Raw genomic sequence first — 16507 nt, forward strand, 5'->3', positions numbered from 1 at the left:
GGCTTTAAGCTTGTGCCGGATGCGCATGGCGGGGCATGCCACAAGATGGTTCGCGGCTGCCCGAAAGGGGACAAGCGAGGCCGCAGCCCCTTTCAGCGCCTATGGTCTATTCGCTCGATTCGCGCAGCGCCTGGTAGCGCTCGTCCAGCTCGCGGCGAATCTGTCGGCGCTGTTGCGCATGGGCGTAGCGGCGGCGCTGCTCCACCGTTCGTGGTTGCAGGCTCGGCACCGGGACCGGCTTGCCCTCGTTGCCCATGGCGACCATGGTGAAGAAACAGCTGTTGGTATGGCGAACGGTGCGCTTGACGATGTCTTCGGTGACCACCTTGATGCCGATTTCCATCGAGGTGGTGCCGGTGTAGTTGACCGACGCGAGAAAGGTGACCAGCTCGCCCACATGAATGGGCTGGCGGAAGGTCACCTGGTCGACCGAAAGGGTCACCACATAGCTGCCTGCGTAGCGGCTGGCACAGGCGTAGGCGACTTCGTCCAGGTATTTCAACAGTGTCCCGCCATGGACATTTCCGGAGAAATTGGCCTTGTCCGGGGTCATGAGGACCGTCATGGTCAGCTGCGCGTTTTCACATTCCATGGGGGTGTCTGGGTAGCTCTGTCGGGTGGTGGCGAAGGCGCTACTTTAGTCTAATGCCGGTGGGTTGTGTGGAGATATTTCCCATCGCTGTAACCCGCGCCCTTGCCGGGTTTCCGAGGTTTGCTGGGTCGAATGGAAACGTCTTCGAATCGGCAAGGAACAGGTGCTGATATGCGGTCTATTGTCGCATCCCGGCGGGCCGGACCACCGGGCGGCTTTTTTTCCATCAGGCGTGGCCGAGATACCAACGCCAGCCCTGCTCGCCCACCTCGGCGGTGAACTGGCGGTGCTCCTCGCGCTTGATTGCCAAGCAGATGTGGTGAACTCGCTGCCCAGCGCTTCCTGTGCCCAGGGGGAAACGTGTACGCACGCCGTACGCCTGGGTCGAATCGGCCGTTGCGATAAACGTTCGAGAGGCCGACCGTTCGTCGAATATTGAAGAATGTTTCGCTTCGTATGGAACTTGGCTACCTCGTGAATATCGACATCGAGTGTGGCGATATGCCTGCTTGCCGGATGATCGCCTCCACCCCTTCAGCGATACCTGATGCCTGCCCGCCAGGCCAGAGGAATGGACTATGGAAAGTACTTTCGTTGCGCAAGAGGATTGCGGAGCTAAGGACCAGCAGGCTGACGCCTCAGCGGCCGCCAAGCTCAATATGGAGTGGGTGGTCTGTTACGGCCATGGCGGGGTCTTCAGTGTCTTCACCCGCGAGGCCGACGCGCATGCCGAAGCCGAGCTGTCCGGTGGTTACTGCTTCGCCATGCCGGTCATGCCGGTGAGGCCCGCAGTGCCACGTCTAGCGCCTTGCGTTATCCCTTGATCTCCAATCGGCTCTGGCCGTTGCCCTGCCGGCAGACGCGGACCTGTACCGGTATCCGCTCGTGCATTTCCGCCACGTGGGAGATCACCGCCACCTTTCGCCCCTGGGCCTGCAGGGCGTCGAGTGCATCCATCGCCACCTGCAGCGATTCAGGATCGAGACTGCCAAAGCCTTCATCAATGAACAGCGACTCGATTCGCAGCTTGCTCGAGGCCATCGATGCCAGGCCGAGTGCCAGCGCCAGGGAGACGAGAAAGGTCTCGCCACCTGACAACGAGTGCACCGAACGCAATTCGTCGCCCATCTCGGTATCCATCACCAGCAGCCCCAGCGGGCTGCCACCGCGCTTGAGGCGGTAGCGCCGGGCCAGTTGGCGCAGCTGCACATTGGTGTGCTGAACCAGCAGGTCGAGGTTGTAAGCCTGGGCGATCTTGCGGAAGGCATTGCCGTCCGCCGAGCCGATCAAACTGGCGATGCGCCCCCAGCGCTGGCTCTCGGCCTTTGCCGCGGCGATCTGCTGGTCGAGCGTCCGGCTCAGGCTGCGCCGCCGGTCGTCGTCGAGCAGCGCCGCTCGGGCCTCGCTGCAGTGCAGTTCGGCCTGCTGACAGGTCGCGAGGCGTTCGGCAAGGCGCTCGGCCAGCACCGCGCCGTCGATGGGTTGCGGTTGCAGCGCCTGGTGGGCGGCGAGACGCTGGGTGCGTTCCTGCAGACGCTCCCGGCAGCGCGCCAGGGCCTCGTTGTTCTGCGCCAAGCGCTCGCGGGCTTCATCGAGCAGCCTGTCGTCGAGCTGCAGCAGCTGCTCGAGGGTGGCATCGTCCAGCTCGGGATGGCCGGCGCGCCACCTGTTCAGCTCGGCCTCGATCTGCCCGCGTTCAGCGAGCAGTTCCTCGTGACGGACCTGGCAGGCGCCGCGCTCGCTCTCCAGTCGGCTCAATGTTACGCGCGCCTCGTTGAGTTGCTGGTCGACGGCGCTCCGGGCATCGCGCGCGACTTGCAGCGTCTGGTCGAGTTCGGCCTGCCAGCGCCTGCTGTCGGGCCTGGTGCCCAGCAAGGCCTGCAGAGCCTGACGACAGCTCCGCTCTCGGGCGACAAGTTCGGTCACGCGTGCATTACTGCTTGCCAGTCGTGTCCGGCGATGACCCTGTTCAAGCCGCTCACGCTCCAGTTCGGCCTGCCGCTGCAGCTGTTCTTCGGCCAGTCTGGCCTGGGCTTCGAGCTGGCGTTGGCGCTCGTCCACCTGGACTTCGAGCCTCATGAACGACTCGGCCGCAGCGGCGTGCCAGTGCTCCAGGCTGGCCGGGGGCAGGAGGGGTGCGAACTCGGCCAGGGTTTCGTCGGCCAACTGTCTATCTCTGGCGATGGCTTCGCGCTGCCGGTCGCGGAGTGAGGTGGCTTCGATGCAAGCCTCACGCGCGGTCTGCCAGTCGCGTTGCAAGGCCTCGGCCCGTTGCTGCAGCCTGAGCAGGGCCTGCTGGCCGGCAGCGGTCTCCTCGCGCTGCCGGCGCAGGCTGTCGAGGGTTTCGCTGAGCCAGGCATCACGCCGTTCGGCCGGTTGCGCCAGCAGGCTCGCATGCAGCGGCGAGGCCTGCAGCTGCGCCGCCAGGGGCTCCAGCTCGCGGACGATTTCTTCCTGCCGCTGGGTGCTGTCGCGCAACCTGGTATTGAGCGTGGTGAGCTGGTCACGCAGGGACTGCAGGGCTTCGTCCTGCGCCTTGAGCGACTGGCGGGCGCGCTCGGCCTCGGCTTCGTCGCGGCTGTCGAGCGCGGCGGCCAGGACGTCCGCGGCGTGCCAGGGATGATCGGCGCTGCCGCATACCAGGCAGGGCTCTCCAGGTTGCAGCGCCGCGCGCAGGGCCTGGACATCGGCGCTGCGGGCCAGGCGCTGGCGTTCAAGAAGCGCCAGCACCAGGGTCAGCGCCTGCTCCGCACGATCGCGCTCGGCGCGGGCCTGCCGGCCGGTTTCAGTCAGGGTTTCGCGTTGTTCGAGGAGATCCCGCTGCGTGGCGTGCAACTGTTGCTGACGCGCCAGCAGCATCCTGTGGCGGTTCCAGTATTCGCCCAGTGCTTGATGATCCCGTTCGCGCTCACGCAAGCTTTCCAGCCTCTCGCCGAGGGCGCCGAGCTGTCCCGCACCCTGGCCGTCGCCCAACTGGCGTTGCAGCTCGTCGAGAGCTCGGTGTGCCGTCTGCTGGGCGCTTTCGGCAAGCGCCGCGGCGCGTTCCAGGGCCGGCAGTTCGGCCGTGCCCTGGGCGAGCCGGGGAAGCAGCTGTACCAGATGCTGCAGCCGCGGACGATAGCCACTCCAGCTGGCGCATAGCGGTTGCAGGGCGGCGGAGGCGGCCAGCGGCTCGCTGAGCTGGGCCAGGCCGTGGGAAGCCTGCTGCAGGCGTTCGCCGAGGGCGGCCAGCGCCCCCTCGCCGGCAAGGTTGGCCTGTTCGGCCTCAGCCTGCTCCTGGCGTGCTCCGGCAAGCTCTTCGCCCAGTTGGGCCAGCCGGTCTTCCTCGCGGCGCGCCTGGGCCAGTGCCGGCGCGGCATCGCGGGTGTGCTGCTCGGCCGATTGCAAGGCCAGGCCGGCTTCTTCGCAGCGCTGCTGGAGCACGGCCCGGCGGGTCTCCAGCGACGCCTGCTCGGCCTGCCCGCGGCGTAGCGTCTGGCTGGCCTGCTCGATCAGCGGCCCTAGTTCGCGCTGGCGGACGAACCGGTGGCGCTGCGGCGCCAGCTGATCGGACAGCGTCAGGATGCGGCGCGCTTCGGCGAGCGATGCCCCTGCGGCCTCGGCTTCGCTCAGTTGGCCCGCGGCGGTCTCGCGTTCTGCGCTCAGCCGGGCCAGGCCATCGAGCCACTGGCGCTGGCTTTCGAGGCTGCGCAGCTCGTTCTGTTCGGCTTTCCAGGCGCCCTGCAGGGCCTCGTGGCGCGCTTCGAGCTCGGCTCGTGCCTCGGGTTCCAGCGGGCGGCTGCCACCCGCCTGCTGCTCGAGCTGGGCAAGGGTTTCGCGGGCGCTCCGGGCGCTTTCGAAGGCGGCCTGGCCAAGGCGACTGTAGAGGCCTGTATCGGTGAGCTTTTCCAGCAAGGTGCCGCGCTCGTTGTCGTCGGCCCGGAGAAAGGCGGCGAATTCGCTCTGCGCCAGCAGTACCGCGCGGGTGAACTGCGCCAGGGTGAGACCGAGACGCTCTTCGAGCTGCTGGCGGAACTCGCCCTTGGTGCGCGCCAGGGAAGTGCCGGTGTCCAGCTCGATCAGGCTCTGCTGACTGGCCTGCAGCTTGCCGCTCGCCTTGTCGCGAGCACGACGGGCCTCCCAGCGGGCCCGGTAGCGCCGCCCATCGATCCCGATGAAGTCCACCTCGGCGTAGCCGCTGCTGCAGCCGCGGCGCAGCAGGTTGCGCTCATCGCCGCTGCCGATCTCGTCCCCGGCGTCCGGCACCTTGCCACTGGTGCTGCCCTGCAGTCGCGGAGTGCTGCCGAACAGCGCCAGGCACAGGGCGTCCAGCAGGGTGCTCTTGCCTGCGCCAGTGGGGCCGGTGATGGCGAACAGGCCGGCGCTGGCCAGCGGCTCGGCGGTGAAATCCAGCAGCTGTTCGCCAGCCAGCGAGGCCAGGTTCTTCAGGCGAATGGCGAGGATCTTCACGGGCGATCCTCCTGCTCCACCTGCTGCAACAGACAGGCGAAGTCGTCCAGCGCCTGAGCGTCGGGCGGATCGCCGTATTGCGCTTCCCAGGCGCGGCTGAACAGCTCGGCCGGGCTGAGCTGATCGAGGCCGCAAAGCGCCTCGGTCTCGGCGCTGCCGGTACCGGCGTATTCGCTGGCGATGCGTACCAGCCGGCAGGCCTTGCCCGCCAGCGCCGTCTCGATACGCTGACGCAGGTCCGGCTGGGGTTCATCAAGGCGAACCCGAACCTCCAGCCAGGGCCGGTGGTCATCGAACAGCCCCAGCGGTGCCAGCGCCTCCAGCTCTGCCAGCACCGGAGCCAGCGAGTCGGGGCCGACGCGTAGCATGTCGACCGCGCGTGGCACGAGCAGAGACTCGACCTGACCAAGCTGCTCGCCGTCAAAGCTCACCAGCAGCACCTGATGCGGATAGCTCACTTCGGCGAACGACAGCGGCAGCGGCGAGCCGCTGTAGCGGATGCGCGTCTGCCCGGCGACCTTCTGTGGTTTGTGCAGATGGCCAAGGGCGACGTAGGCGACGCTCGGCGGGAACAGGCTGGCCGGCAGGGCCTCGGCGCTGCCGATGATCAGGTTGCGCTCGGAGTCCTCGGACACCGCACCACCGGCCATGTGGGCATGGCTGAGGGCGATCAGCGGTTGCCCCGGCTCGCGCGTGGCTTCGGCCGCAGCGATCAGGCGGCGATGCACCTCGTGGATGCCGGAAAGGTAGTCTTCGCTATCGGCCAGCCCGGTTACCTCGGCCGGGCGCAGGAAGGGCAGGGCGATGCACCAGCCGAGCACCTGCCCCTTCGCATCGGGGATCGGCAGCAGCAGCCGAGCGTGATCCAGTCCACCATCGGCCAGCCAGCCGATGCGCCCCACGGCATGCGCATTGAGACGCTTCATCAACGGCGCCGGCAATTCGATGCGCGCCCCTGAGTCGTGGTTGCCGGCAATCATCAGGATCTGTAGCGCCGGTCGCCGCTCATGGACGGCGACGATGAAGTCGTACAGCCGTTCCTGCGCCTTCAGCGGCGGGTTGACGGTATCGAAGATGTCGCCGGCAATGAGCAGCGCATCGACTGAATGCTGTACCACCTGTCCGAGCAGCCAGTCGAGAAAGGCGACGTGCTCGGCGTCGCGGTCCTGGCCGTGGAGGGCCTGGCCAAGGTGCCAGTCGGAGGTATGAATCAGGCGCATGGGAGTCAGGGAATCCGGGGCAGACAGAGGGATGACAGGACGCGGACGCTACCGGGACGGGTCCGGGCTTGCAAGGCGGTCAAGGCGATTGCCGAGTGTCGGCGACAGCTGTCGGGGGCACACCGCTTCGCTGTAAACCGACGAGTGGTCGGAATCCCCACGCAGGCACAGAGTCTTTGTGACATCAATAAAAAACCCATAATTTTTGACCTTGCTGCGTGAGTACTGTCGATGAAGACCCTTTCCAGACACCTTGCCGATAATTTCACCTCGCAATATCGGACCCGTGTCGAGCCGCAGGATGATGGCTATCTGCTGGTCCGCGTCGGTTACCCAATCAACGGCACCGAGACCACCCGGGTCATTGCCGGACAGCAGGTAAAGAATGAATTGCTGGTGGAAACCATCCTCGAAGACATCCGCAACGAGCTGGCCAAGCCGCACTGAGCGCCGCGGTGACCGAGCGGGTCAAAAGATCCGTTGATGCGCATTCTTCTCGTGACGTGACCGTTAGCCGGATCCTTCCACGCCTGGCAAAGGTACTGGTCTCCCTGGCGGGACTGCTGTTTACCACTTGGGGCGCGTTGGCCCTGCATTACCGCCTCGCCTGGCCGGCGCCACTGGTCCATGTCGCCGTCGCGCTCTGGTGTCTTTTGGGCCTTGCGCTGCTGGTACTGCTCTGGCGCCGGGCTGCCGGTTCGGCGCTGGCGGGGTTCCTGGTCGGCTTCGGTGTGCTGCTGCTCTGGTGGCAGGGCCTGGAGCCTGCCGCTGAGCTCGACTGGGCTCCCGAGGTCGCCGAGATGGCCAGCGGCAGTCTGGAAGGTAACCAGTTGCTGATGCGCAATGTGCGCAACTTCGACTGGCGCAGCGAGGACGACTTCACCGAGGCCTGGGAGACCCGCCGCTACGACCTTGACCGACTGGTGTCGGTGGACCTCTTCACCTCCTACCGGGGCCTGCCAGCGATTGCCCATGTCATCCTGTCCTTTGGCTTCGATAATGGCCGCTTCCTGGCGTTCTCGGTGGAAGCGCGCAGGGAATATGGCGAGGCCTGGTCCGAGATCGGCGGTTTCTTCAAGGAATACGAGCTGAGCATCATCGCCACCGACGAGCGCGACGCGATCCGCCTGCGTACCAACGTGCGCGGCGAGCAGGTCTATCTCTACCGTCTGAACATGGGCCACACCACCCTGCGCGCGCTGCTGCTTTCATACATGGAACAGGCCAATGCACTGCAGGATCGGCCGCGCTTCTATAACACCCTGACCGCCAACTACACGACCCTGGTATTCGACATGGCGCAACGGCTCATCGGGGGCCTGCCGCTCGATCCTCGCCTTGGGCTGTCTGGCTACCTGCCAGGCTACCTCGAACGGCTCGGCGCCCTGACCTCCGGATATTCGCTGGAAGAGTTGCGCACGCTCGGGCACGTCAACGTCCGCGCCTGGCAGGCGGGTCACGACGAGGCATTCTCGCTGCGCATCCGTCAGGGCGTACCGGCGCCCTAGAGTTCGTTGCGCCGGGCCAGCGCGCCGATCCGGTCGGCGGTGCGCAAGGCGATGGCCTGGATGGTTTCCGAGGGATTGACCCCGCCCGAAGTGGGGAACACCGAGCCGTCGCAAATCCACAGGTTGGGGATGTCCCAACTGCGGCAGTCGGCGTCGACCACGCTGCTCGCCGGGTCAGAGCCCATGCGCGCGGTGCCCAACAGGTGCGCGGTGCCTTCGGCTTCGCTCCAGATGTCCCGGGCATCGATGGCTTCCAGGCCCTGGCGCATGAACCCCAGGGCGTGTTCTACCAGGCGCCGGTCGTTGTCGCATTCGGACCAGGTTACGCGGGCGATGGGCAGGCCAAGCGGGTCGCATTCCTCGGCGAGGGTCACCCGGTTGCGCTCCTGAGGGAGGGTCTCGCCGACGATCTTCAGGCCCACCTGATGGTTGTAGTGGCTCATCTGCTCCATCAGCGCCTGGCCCCAGAGTCCGCGATTGCCGGTCTGTGTCGCCGCCCACGCGGCCGGCAACGGACCCTGGCTCATGATGGCGTAGCCGCCGAAGAAGTCCTTGCCACGATCCTCGTAGTTCCAGTGTTCGGTGATCGACAGCGAGGGTGGCCCCTTGTACCAGCGAACCTCTTCCTCGAGCCTGCCCCAGACCGCCTGGTTGGTGTGTACCATGAGATTCTTGCCTACCAGTCCCGAGCTGTTGGCCAGTCCGTGCGGGTAACGAGAGCTGGCCGAGTTGAGCAGGAGCCGGGGCGTCTCGATGGCATAGCCGGCAACTATCACGTGTCGGGCGCGTTGGAAACGCCACTCACCCTGGCGGTGGAAGTGCACCCCGCTGACCCGCCCGTCTGAACCCGTCTCGATGCGACCGACCATGGCCAGGTCGCGGATCTGCGCGCCGGCCTTCACCGCCCAGGGGATCCAGGTGATCAGCGCGCTCTGTTTGGCATTGGTGGAGCAACCGGTCACGCAGAAACCACGGTAGACGCAGGGTGGCGAGTCGCCGTGGGGTGCCGAGACGGTGGCCAGTGGGGTCGGCGCCCAGGCCACGTCCATGGCCTCGCAGGCCCGCGCCAGGGCGAGTCCGGAGGCATTCACCTCGTGTTGCCGATAGGGGTAGCGGCCGCGCTTGGGTCCCCAGGGATAGCGCACCGGGCCGGCGATCTTCAGGGCTTGTTCGACCTGACGGTAGTAGCCCCACATCTCCTGCCAGTCCAACGGCCAGTCGACCCCGTAGCCCAGCAGCGAGCGCGACTTGAACCACTCGGGCCGGAAGCGCAGCGAGACCATGGCGAAGTGCACGGTGCTGCCGCCGACCGCCTTGCCGCTGTTGTTGGTGCCGAGCTTGAGCGGGTTGTTTCCGTCGCAGAGGCGTTCGTCGGTCCAGAAGAGCTTTTCCTGGTGCGCTTCGTCGGAGGCGAACTCCTCCAGGGGACGCCACCAGGCGCCCGCGTCGAAGGCCACTACCGAAAAGCCCATCTCGGCCAGCCGGCAGGCCAGCGGAGCGCCGCCTGCGCCCGTACCGACGATGGCGAAATCGACCGGCTGCGAATCCGGATATTCCTGCATCGGCATCCAGCCGCCGCGCTGCAGGGGGTTTGGTGCGCGGCCGGCATGGCCGCGCGGCTGGCGCAGGGCGTCGTTGAGGTAATCAGCGGACATGTCGGTTCCTGTATTCGGCTTTTGCCTCCATGCCGGGCCGGGCTTCGACCGCCTCCCAGGGGTCGGCCGAGTCCGGGCCCAGGCGCACATAGCCACGCGGGTTGGCCGGGCCGCCAAAGCCGATGTCGTTCCAGGCGTCGGGATGGCCGTAGTAGGCTGAAGTCAGGTCGTGCAGCAGGCGCTGGCTGAAGAACAGGCCGCAAGGCATCGGGCCCCAGGCCGGGTGACTGAGCTCATCCTGCTGCATGGCGCGGAGCAGGGCATCCTGTGACTCGGCCGCCAGCCTGGCGAAACCTCGCCCATGTTTCGCCAGTGCCTCGGCGTCCAGCGCCGCCAGCCCCTGGTGCCAGGCCTGGCGCAGTGGCGGCAGGCGCGCGTCGCGATAGCCGTCGCCGCGATTATCGTGCAGCTTGTCGTCCACCAGCGCCGCCAGCGCAAACGCGGGGCGATACCCCGGCTGGGGCAGTATCCGCGCGCAGATCGCCTCGAGGATCGACCATTCGCCGGCATCGCAGAAGCGTGGCTGGCGGGGCAGGGCGAGTCGCTCCTCGATCACCGCACGGGTCGCTGGATCCCAGGAGGGCGTGTGGCGTTTGTCGAGTACGTTGTAACCGGGGTAGAGCTGTTTCATCCGTCCCACCATTTGTAGCGCTGCAAGGCCTGGCGCTCCTCGTCGAGCAGCCGCTGCGCGGCCAGGCCCGCCAGGGCGAGGCCGGTGAAGGCCGGGGGAGCGGGCAGGGGCGGGCCGGACTGCAGGTTCTGTCGCCAGTTGTGCCAGCCGCCGTGATTTCGCGCGACGCCCAGGGCGTGATAGAGGCTGCCGGCCAGCCCCATCAGGGCGGTGAAGCGCAGCGCCAGGCGCGACAGACGGCGCAGGCGCGGCCTGTCGCGCCTGGCCAGCGCACTGCCGGCCAGCAGCGCCGCTGACAACGGCGGGGCGCTGACGGGAAAGAACATCGCCGGGTTCTGGAAGGCACCGCGAAAATGCAGCAGTCCGGCTTCGGCCGAGGTGCCGATCAGGCCGGCCGCGGTCATCAGCGCCAGCGACTTGCCGGCCGGCAGGCCGATGACCTTCGGCACCCGGTCATGGGTCTCGCTGCGCAGGCGCTCGGCGTAATGCCCCAGCACGCCCGACAGCACCAGTGCGGCCGGTGCGCCCAGTGGCGCGGCGTAAAACAGGTTGGTCCAGCCGAAGCCGCCAGGCCGCTTGGCCACGTTCCACAGGTGGAATGCACTGCCGGCAGCTCCGGTCAGCACGGTGCCGATGTAGATGGCATTGCGTAGCCGTCCGGCATGGGGCGCGCGATCAGCCAGACCCTCGCTGCTGGCCAGCAGCGCCAGGCTCGAAGTGGCCAGCGGGGTGTACATCGCCCGGTTTTCGAACTCGCCCCGGTAATGCTCCAGCGCGCTGTCCAGCGCCACGGCGCCAGCCAGCACCCCGGCGCCGCGGTTGAGCCGGCGCGCGGCATGCACCAGGGTTGCATCGGCGGGCCTCGAGCCGCTGCGGCGGTACGCCTCGTGGCGATCCCAGGCGACCGCCAGTGCCCCCAGCGCACCGCTTGTGGCAAACGCCAGCCATTGCAGTCTTGCACGTGAAACCATCCCTGGACCTCGTCAGATGATGTGGCGCTGCGCGTCGGCGTGCCTGAACTGCAGGCCGTGACCGGGCGCGTCGAGATCGGGCGTGATGTGGCCCTGCTGCAGCCGGGGCGCGCCGTCGAACAGCAGGGCTTCGATCCGCGCGTGATCGTGAAACCATTCCTGGTGCAGCAGCCGGGGTGCCGCACAGGCCACCGGCAGGTGCAGCGCCGGTGCGCAGTGGGCCGAGAGCCCGACATGAAAGCTTTCGCAGAGCGCGGCGGCCTGCATGAAGCCGGTCACCCCGCCGCAGCGAGTCAGGTCGGCCTGCAGCACATCCACCGCGCCGGCCTGCAACAGGTGGCGAAAATCGTCCAGGGTGTAGGCATATTCCCCAGCCGCGACGTCCATCGGCGTGCCGGCGGCATCCAGGGCCGTGCGTACCCGGAGCAGCCCCTGGAGATCGTCGGAGCTGACCGGCTCCTCGAACCAGCCGATCTCCAGGTCAGCCATCTGCGTCGCCAGGGCGATGGCCTGGCGGCTGCTGTAGGCACCATTGGCATCGACGAAGAGCGTCGCCTCGCCGATGGCCTCCAGCACGTCTTCGATGCGCGCCAGCTCCCGGCTCGGCTCGCCGCCGATCTTCATTTTCACCCAGCGGCAGCCGTCCTGCTCGGCCCAGCCACCCAGTTGCTCGCGCAGTCGCCCGTCGTCGTAGGCGGTGAAGCCGCCGCTGCCGTAAACGGGCACCCGGTCGCGCAACGGGCCAAGCAGCGCTGCCAGGGACAGCCCCAGCACCCGCGCCTTGAGGTCCCAGAGTGCGGTGTCGATCGCCGAAATGGCACAGGCCGCGAGGCCGGAGCGGCCCAGGTTGCGTACCGCATGCCAGAGGCCTTCGCTGGTGCGCGAGGGGCTCATGACATCCCCTCCCTCGATCACACCCCGCAGGGTGCGGTCGATCAACGGCAGCAGGGCGGCGTCGGCATAGGTATAGCCCAAGCCGGTATGTCCTCCGGCGTCCACCTCGACCACCACCAGGGTGGTCGCGTTCCAGGCCAGGGTGCCATCGGCCTCGGGCTGGTCGGTGGGTATCCGGTAGGCCGAAGCGCGAACGGCGGTGACAGGGATATCGAGCCTGGCCATTACTTGTCCTTGTCTCTACCCGGCACCACGCTGCCCAGCACTTGTTTTGCGGTCTGCTTGATGATGCCAGCCTGGTCGGGATCGCCATGGAGCAAGGTGGTGGCGAACTTCTTGGCCTGGGCGAACTTGACGTGTGGCGGTAGCGGCGGCACGTTCGGGTCGGTCTTGAATTCGATCAGTACTGGCCGATCGGCGGCCAGGGCTTCTTTCCAGGCATCCGCGACGGCATCCTCGCGGTCGACATAGATCCCCTTCAGCCCGATGGACTCGGCGAAGCGGTGATAGGGCACGTTGGGGATGTTCTGCGAGGCTTCGAACTTGGGATCGCCGGCCATTACCCGCTGCTCCCAGGTCACCTGGTTGAGGTCTTCGTTGTTGAACACGCAGCAGATCCAGGTGGGGTTCTGCCATTCCTTCCAGTACTTGGCGACGGTGATCAGCTCGGCCATGTTGTTCATCTGCATGGCGCCGTCACCGACCAGCGCCACCACCGGACGCTCCGGGTAGGCGAACTTGGCGGCGATGGCGTAGGGCACCCCGGCGCCCATGGAAGCCAGGCCGCCCGACAGCGAGCACATCATGCCGCGGCGGATCTTGATATCGCGGGCGAACCAGTTGGCGCAGGATCCCGAATCGCTGGTGATAATCGACAGGTCAGGCAGCAGCGGTGACAGCTCGTAGGCGACCCGCTGCGGATTGACCGGATCGGATTTGGCCATGGCGCGCTCGGTCAGGGTTTTCTCCCAGTCTTCGCGGGATTTCTCGATCTTCTTGCGCCAGCTGCGATCGGTCTTTTCTTCCAGCAGCGGCAGCAGGGCGCGCAGGGTTTCCGCCGAGTCGCCTTCCAGAGGGACTTCCATGGGGTAGCGCAGGCTGAGCATGTCGGGCTTTATATCGATCTGCACGCCGCGCGCCTGGCCTTCTTCGGGCAGGAATTCGGAGTAGGGGAAGCCCGAACCGATCATCAGGAGGGTGTCGCACTTTGTCATCAGTTCGTAACTCGGCTCGGTGCCCAGCAGCCCGATGGTCCCGGTGACCCAGGGCAGGTCATCGGGCAGTGCGGCCTTGCCCAGCAGCGCCTTGGCCGCTCCGGCGCCGAGCTTTTCGGCCACCGATATGACCTCGTCGGTGGCCTGCAGCGCACCGGCACCCACCAGAATCGCCACTTTCTTGCCGGCGTTGAGCACGTCGGCGGCTCGCTGGAGATCTTTCTCATAGGGCACCACCTTCGGTCGGCTGTAGCCGATGCCTGAATGCAGGGTACCGTGGGCATGCGGTGGCTCGCTGTACTCTTCTTCCTGCAGATCGTTGGGCAGGATGATCGCGGTCACCCGCCTCTCGCCGACCGCGGTACGGATTCCCCGGTCGACCAGATGACGCACTTGCGGCGGTGTGCTGGCCTGCTCGACGAGGGCGCCGGCCACATCCTTGAACAAGGAGTGCAGATCGACTTCCTGCTGGTAGTGACCGCCCAGCCCGGCACGCGCCTGCTGGCCGGCAATGGCGAGCACCGGCATGTGGTCGAGCCGGGCATCGTAAAGCCCGGTGATCAGGTGTGTGGCCCCGGGGCCGGAGGTGGCCAGACAGACACCCAGGCCGCCGCTGAACTTGGCATCGGCCGAGGCCATGAACGCTGCCATTTCTTCGTGGCGTGCCTGAATGAAGCGGATCTTTTCGCCCGAACGCTGCAGCGCGCCAAGAATGCCGTTGATCCCGTCGCCCGGGTAGCCGTAGATGCGGCGAACCCCCCACTGGTACAAACGATCGATGAAGTAGTCACTGACGGTCATGGCCATGGGCAGAATCCTCGCTTGCGTGATCCGCGACGGGGACAGCCTCGTTTTGCCTGGCTGCCGTCGGGGTCGCTGGGTGAAGGCTTGTTCTCGTCTTGACGGCTCTTCGGCCTAGAGGTTCGGGCTTTTTTCGCCCCGAGGTGCCAGAGAGGTCGGACCAGCTGCCCGGTGCGATGGCGCGCGGTGCCGTGTACCCGCTGCGCAAGGGTCGGCCAGCCTGGCGGGCGCCCCCTTGTCTGTCATTTGCTGAAAACAAATGATGGCGAGGCACTCGAATGGCGCCCGGCGTGGAAGGTCTCTCTGAGCATCGTTTGCGAGGAGGATGTCTTCATGACCGCACCCTGGCGGATCGGCCTGCTGACCCTGGCGCTGGGTATCTCCCAGGCCTTTGGTGACACACTGGTGGTGGAAAGTCGCAAGCTCTTCGACGGCAGTCGGGTCATCGAGCAGGCGCGACTGGTCATCGAGGATGGCCGCGTGGTCGCGGTGGGACCGCGCGGTGAGGTGAGCCTTCCGGACGGCGCCAGGGTCGAGGATCTGGGTGAGCAGGTGGTGATCCCGGGAATGATTGCCGCCCACAGTCACGTTGGCATGGTTTCCGGCCTGGAGCACGGTGGCGGCCACTACACCCGTGAGAACGTGCTGCGCGACCTGCGTCAGTATCGTGATCACGGGTATACCCTGGTCAATGCGCTGGGCCTCAACGCGCCACTGTTCCATGAGCTGCGCCAGGCCTATCGGGGGGCCGGGCACCAGGGTGCCGACCTTTACGGTGCGGGACCGGGTATCGGCGCCCGAGGCGGGGTGCCGCCCATCGCGGCGATGAACCTGCGCGACGAGCAGGCGGTCCGGCCCACCACGGCCGAGGAAGGTCGCCAGGCGGTGCGGAACATGGCGGAGCAGGGCGTCGATCTGATCAAGATCTGGCTGCAAGCCGGAGGCGAGGACGACGTCAAGCTACCACCCGAGGTCTACCAGGCGGCCATCGAGCAAGCCCATGCGCTCGGCCTGCGGGTCGCCGCGCATATCCATGACCTCGAGGACGCCCGGGCCATGGTGGATGCCGGGGTGGATATCATTGCCCACGGAGTGCGCGACCAGCCGGTGGACAAGGCATTCATCCAGGCGATGCGCGACAGTGACACTTGGTACATCCCGACGGTGAATATCGACGAAGCCGAGTATGTGTATGCCGAGCACCCCGAATGGCTGGAGGATCCGTTCTTCAGTCGTGCCTTCAGCCAGCCCCTGCGCGAAGCCATCGCCAGCCAGGCCTGGCGTGACGAAGCCCTGCAGGGGGGCGACGAGTCGCGTCGGAGCGTGGCGATGAACATCGAAAACCTGCGACAGCTGCACAGGGGTGGGGTGAGCATCGGCTTCGGCACCGATTCGGGCGCCACCGCGTTGCGCGTGCCGGGTATCGCTGAATACCTGGAAATGCGCCACATGGCCAGCGCAGGCATGACCGCTCGACAGGTACTGGCCGCCGCCACCCGACGCAGCGCCGACATGCTCGGCCTGGAAGACCGCGGCTCGCTGCAGGCCGGGAGCGTGGCCGACTTCGTGGTCCTGTCCGGCGACCCGCTCGAGGATATCGACGCCATTCGCTCGGTGGAGCAGGTGTGGCGCTATGGGCAGCGCGAATACCAGGCGGCGCCCTAGCGCTCCTTGCGCGCGACGCGCCAGTAGTTGCCCCACAGGCTGACCAGCGCATCGGGTTTCTCCGCGTACAACAGATGGCCCTCGCGCCAGGCCCGCGATTGCAGCTCGGCGCGGCGCTGGGCAACCACGGCGGCCAGCTCGTCGAAGGTCACCTGAGCGCCAAACAGTTCCGCCTGCTCTTTCATCAATAACTGCAGCATCGCCAGGTCGTGGTCGTCGCCCAGGCAGTCGGCGAGGGTTTCCAGGCTTTTCTGGCGTGCCTTGAACAGCCTGGGCCAGGCCTCTCGCAACAGGCGGGTCTGATACCAGTGATCCTTGACCCGCTTGCGCCAGTCATGCAGCAACTCGTCGCTGGGGTTCTGCTGGGCCGCCTTCATCGCCCGCCGGCCGTCCTGGTAGGTGCGCAGCAGGCCGGCGCGGAACAGGGAAAAGCCCTCGCTGCGCAGCGGCCAGTCGCCGACCGCGTCGGCCGCGCCGCGCAATCCTTCGATCAGAGCCTGGTGATCGCGAGGCTCGGCGGGTTCGGCTTCGACCCGGGCCAGCAGGCGCCCCTCGATGCGCTTGAACGGCAGGCTGGCGAAGCGCGCCGGCTCCCGTTCGGCCAGCGCTTCCCAGCACTCGACGATGGCTGTGGCGTCGCGCAGCGTCGACAGCTCGCGGGCGGTGTCGCGGAACCGGCCATTGCAGGCGGCAAAGGCCCGCTTGCCCAGCGGCTTGCGTACCAGCCGCAGCAGGGCGCGGACTTCCTTGAGCCGCTTGCGCGCGTCATGCACGCCCTTGGGGGTTCCCTTGCCGATGGCCTCGATGGCACGCTCCAGGCGATCCTGGGCGACCCGACGGACTTCCTCACTCGCTGGCTGCTGCGCACTGATTCGAAATGACGTCATGCTCCGCTCCTTTCATACGT

14 protein-coding genes are annotated in these 16507 nt (G+C 66.9%); 4 read left to right on the plus strand and 10 right to left on the minus strand.

The genetic code is table 11. The annotated features are described in order from the left end of the window. Positions 1 to 106: 106 nt before the first annotated feature. Together ACFOMF_RS08820 and ACFOMF_RS08825 are read right to left on the minus strand one after the other, a co-directional pair. Positions 107 to 592, minus strand: coding sequence for an acyl-CoA thioesterase (locus ACFOMF_RS08820; RefSeq protein WP_386363839.1), 486 nt, complete (start codon positions 590 to 592; stop codon positions 107 to 109). 226 nt (positions 593 to 818) lie between these two features. Then, positions 819 to 962 (minus strand): hypothetical protein, encoded by a 144-nt coding sequence (locus ACFOMF_RS08825; RefSeq protein WP_386363995.1) that lies wholly within the window; start codon positions 960 to 962, stop codon positions 819 to 821. Positions 963 to 1170: 208 nt separating this feature from the next. Here ACFOMF_RS08825 and ACFOMF_RS08830 point away from each other — a divergent pair, with 208 nt between their 5' ends. Then, positions 1171 to 1416 carry a hypothetical protein gene (locus ACFOMF_RS08830; protein ID WP_386363842.1) on the plus strand — a complete coding sequence of 82 codons (246 nt, stop codon included), beginning with the start codon at positions 1171 to 1173 and terminating at the stop codon, positions 1414 to 1416. Here ACFOMF_RS08830 and ACFOMF_RS08835 read toward each other — a convergent pair. Together ACFOMF_RS08835 and ACFOMF_RS08840 are read right to left on the minus strand one after the other, a co-directional pair. After that, complete coding sequence (locus tag ACFOMF_RS08835) at positions 1406 to 5041, minus strand: AAA family ATPase (protein WP_386363845.1); 3636 nt, start codon at positions 5039 to 5041, stop codon at positions 1406 to 1408. The two genes, ACFOMF_RS08830 and ACFOMF_RS08835, sit on opposite strands and share 11 nt — an antisense overlap. Then, positions 5038 to 6261: an exonuclease SbcCD subunit D C-terminal domain-containing protein gene (locus ACFOMF_RS08840; protein WP_386363847.1), complete on the minus strand. Its 1224-nt coding sequence runs from the start codon at positions 6259 to 6261 to the stop codon at positions 5038 to 5040. Before ACFOMF_RS08840 ends, ACFOMF_RS08835 begins: the two co-directional genes overlap by 4 nt. A 231-nt stretch (positions 6262 to 6492) precedes the next feature. On the opposite strand from ACFOMF_RS08840, the gene ACFOMF_RS08845 reads away from it, so the two are divergent. Both ACFOMF_RS08845 and ACFOMF_RS08850 read left to right on the plus strand, forming a co-directional pair. Continuing rightward, positions 6493 to 6708, plus strand: coding sequence for a hypothetical protein (locus ACFOMF_RS08845; protein WP_386363850.1), 216 nt, complete (start codon positions 6493 to 6495; stop codon positions 6706 to 6708). A 56-nt stretch (positions 6709 to 6764) separates the two neighbouring features. Beyond that, the gene (locus ACFOMF_RS08850; protein WP_386363853.1) at positions 6765 to 7769 is read left to right on the plus strand and encodes an Lnb N-terminal periplasmic domain-containing protein; all 1005 of its coding nucleotides are present in this window, start codon (positions 6765 to 6767) and stop codon (positions 7767 to 7769) included. Here the strand turns inward: ACFOMF_RS08850 and ACFOMF_RS08855 are convergent. Genes ACFOMF_RS08855 through ACFOMF_RS08875 form a run of 5 tightly spaced genes read right to left on the minus strand, consistent with a single transcriptional unit; the run spans position 7766 to position 13941 of the window. After that, positions 7766 to 9424, minus strand: a complete 1659-nt coding sequence (locus ACFOMF_RS08855; protein ID WP_386363856.1) for a GMC family oxidoreductase — start codon at positions 9422 to 9424, stop codon at positions 7766 to 7768. The genes ACFOMF_RS08850 and ACFOMF_RS08855 overlap by 4 nt on opposite strands. Further along, the gene (locus tag ACFOMF_RS08860; RefSeq protein ID WP_386363859.1) at positions 9414 to 10055 is read right to left on the minus strand and encodes a gluconate 2-dehydrogenase subunit 3 family protein; all 642 of its coding nucleotides are present in this window, start codon (positions 10053 to 10055) and stop codon (positions 9414 to 9416) included. The genes ACFOMF_RS08855 and ACFOMF_RS08860 overlap by 11 nt, the downstream gene beginning before the upstream one ends. Next, the gene (locus ACFOMF_RS08865; RefSeq protein ID WP_386363862.1) at positions 10052 to 11026 is read right to left on the minus strand and encodes a hypothetical protein; all 975 of its coding nucleotides are present in this window, start codon (positions 11024 to 11026) and stop codon (positions 10052 to 10054) included. The genes ACFOMF_RS08860 and ACFOMF_RS08865 overlap by 4 nt, the downstream gene beginning before the upstream one ends. 12 nt (positions 11027 to 11038) lie before the next feature. Next, on the minus strand, positions 11039 to 12145 hold the full coding sequence (locus ACFOMF_RS08870; protein WP_386363864.1) for an enolase C-terminal domain-like protein: 1107 nt from the start codon (positions 12143 to 12145) through the stop codon (positions 11039 to 11041). Next, positions 12145 to 13941: a thiamine pyrophosphate-requiring protein gene (locus ACFOMF_RS08875; RefSeq protein WP_386363867.1), complete on the minus strand. Its 1797-nt coding sequence runs from the start codon at positions 13939 to 13941 to the stop codon at positions 12145 to 12147. The genes ACFOMF_RS08870 and ACFOMF_RS08875 overlap by 1 nt, the downstream gene beginning before the upstream one ends. Before the next feature lie 327 nt (positions 13942 to 14268). On the opposite strand from ACFOMF_RS08875, the gene ACFOMF_RS08880 reads away from it, so the two are divergent. Then, positions 14269 to 15600, plus strand: a complete 1332-nt coding sequence (locus tag ACFOMF_RS08880; RefSeq protein ID WP_386363870.1) for an amidohydrolase family protein — start codon at positions 14269 to 14271, stop codon at positions 15598 to 15600. Here ACFOMF_RS08880 and ACFOMF_RS08885 read toward each other — a convergent pair. Then, a complete protein-coding gene (locus ACFOMF_RS08885) occupies positions 15597 to 16487 on the minus strand; it encodes a CHAD domain-containing protein (RefSeq protein WP_386363873.1) in 891 nt (296 codons plus the stop codon). The genes ACFOMF_RS08880 and ACFOMF_RS08885 overlap by 4 nt on opposite strands. Positions 16488 to 16507 lie beyond the last annotated feature (20 nt).

Origin of the sequence: Stutzerimonas tarimensis (genome assembly GCF_042648805.1) — a bacterium.
Lineage (GTDB): Bacteria > Pseudomonadota > Gammaproteobacteria > Pseudomonadales > Pseudomonadaceae > Azomonas > Azomonas tarimensis.

Excerpts from the sequence above, each read along its gene's own strand:
- ACFOMF_RS08820 (WP_386363839.1), bottom strand. The coding sequence starts at position 592 with ATGGAATGTGAAAACGCGCAGCTGACCATGACGGTCCTCATGACCCCG.
- ACFOMF_RS08830 (WP_386363842.1), top strand. The coding sequence starts at position 1,171 with ATGGAAAGTACTTTCGTTGCGCAAGAGGATTGCGGAGCTAAGGACCAG.
- ACFOMF_RS08840 (WP_386363847.1), bottom strand. The coding sequence starts at position 6,261 with ATGCGCCTGATTCATACCTCCGACTGGCACCTTGGCCAGGCCCTCCAC.
- ACFOMF_RS08845 (WP_386363850.1), top strand. The coding sequence starts at position 6,493 with ATGAAGACCCTTTCCAGACACCTTGCCGATAATTTCACCTCGCAATAT.
- ACFOMF_RS08855 (WP_386363856.1), bottom strand. The coding sequence starts at position 9,424 with ATGTCCGCTGATTACCTCAACGACGCCCTGCGCCAGCCGCGCGGCCAT.
- ACFOMF_RS08860 (WP_386363859.1), bottom strand. The coding sequence starts at position 10,055 with ATGAAACAGCTCTACCCCGGTTACAACGTACTCGACAAACGCCACACG.
- ACFOMF_RS08865 (WP_386363862.1), bottom strand. The coding sequence starts at position 11,026 with ATGGTTTCACGTGCAAGACTGCAATGGCTGGCGTTTGCCACAAGCGGT.
- ACFOMF_RS08870 (WP_386363864.1), bottom strand. The coding sequence starts at position 12,145 with ATGGCCAGGCTCGATATCCCTGTCACCGCCGTTCGCGCTTCGGCCTAC.
- ACFOMF_RS08875 (WP_386363867.1), bottom strand. The coding sequence starts at position 13,941 with ATGGCCATGACCGTCAGTGACTACTTCATCGATCGTTTGTACCAGTGG.
- ACFOMF_RS08880 (WP_386363870.1), top strand. The coding sequence starts at position 14,269 with ATGACCGCACCCTGGCGGATCGGCCTGCTGACCCTGGCGCTGGGTATC.
- ACFOMF_RS08885 (WP_386363873.1), bottom strand. The coding sequence starts at position 16,487 with ATGACGTCATTTCGAATCAGTGCGCAGCAGCCAGCGAGTGAGGAAGTC.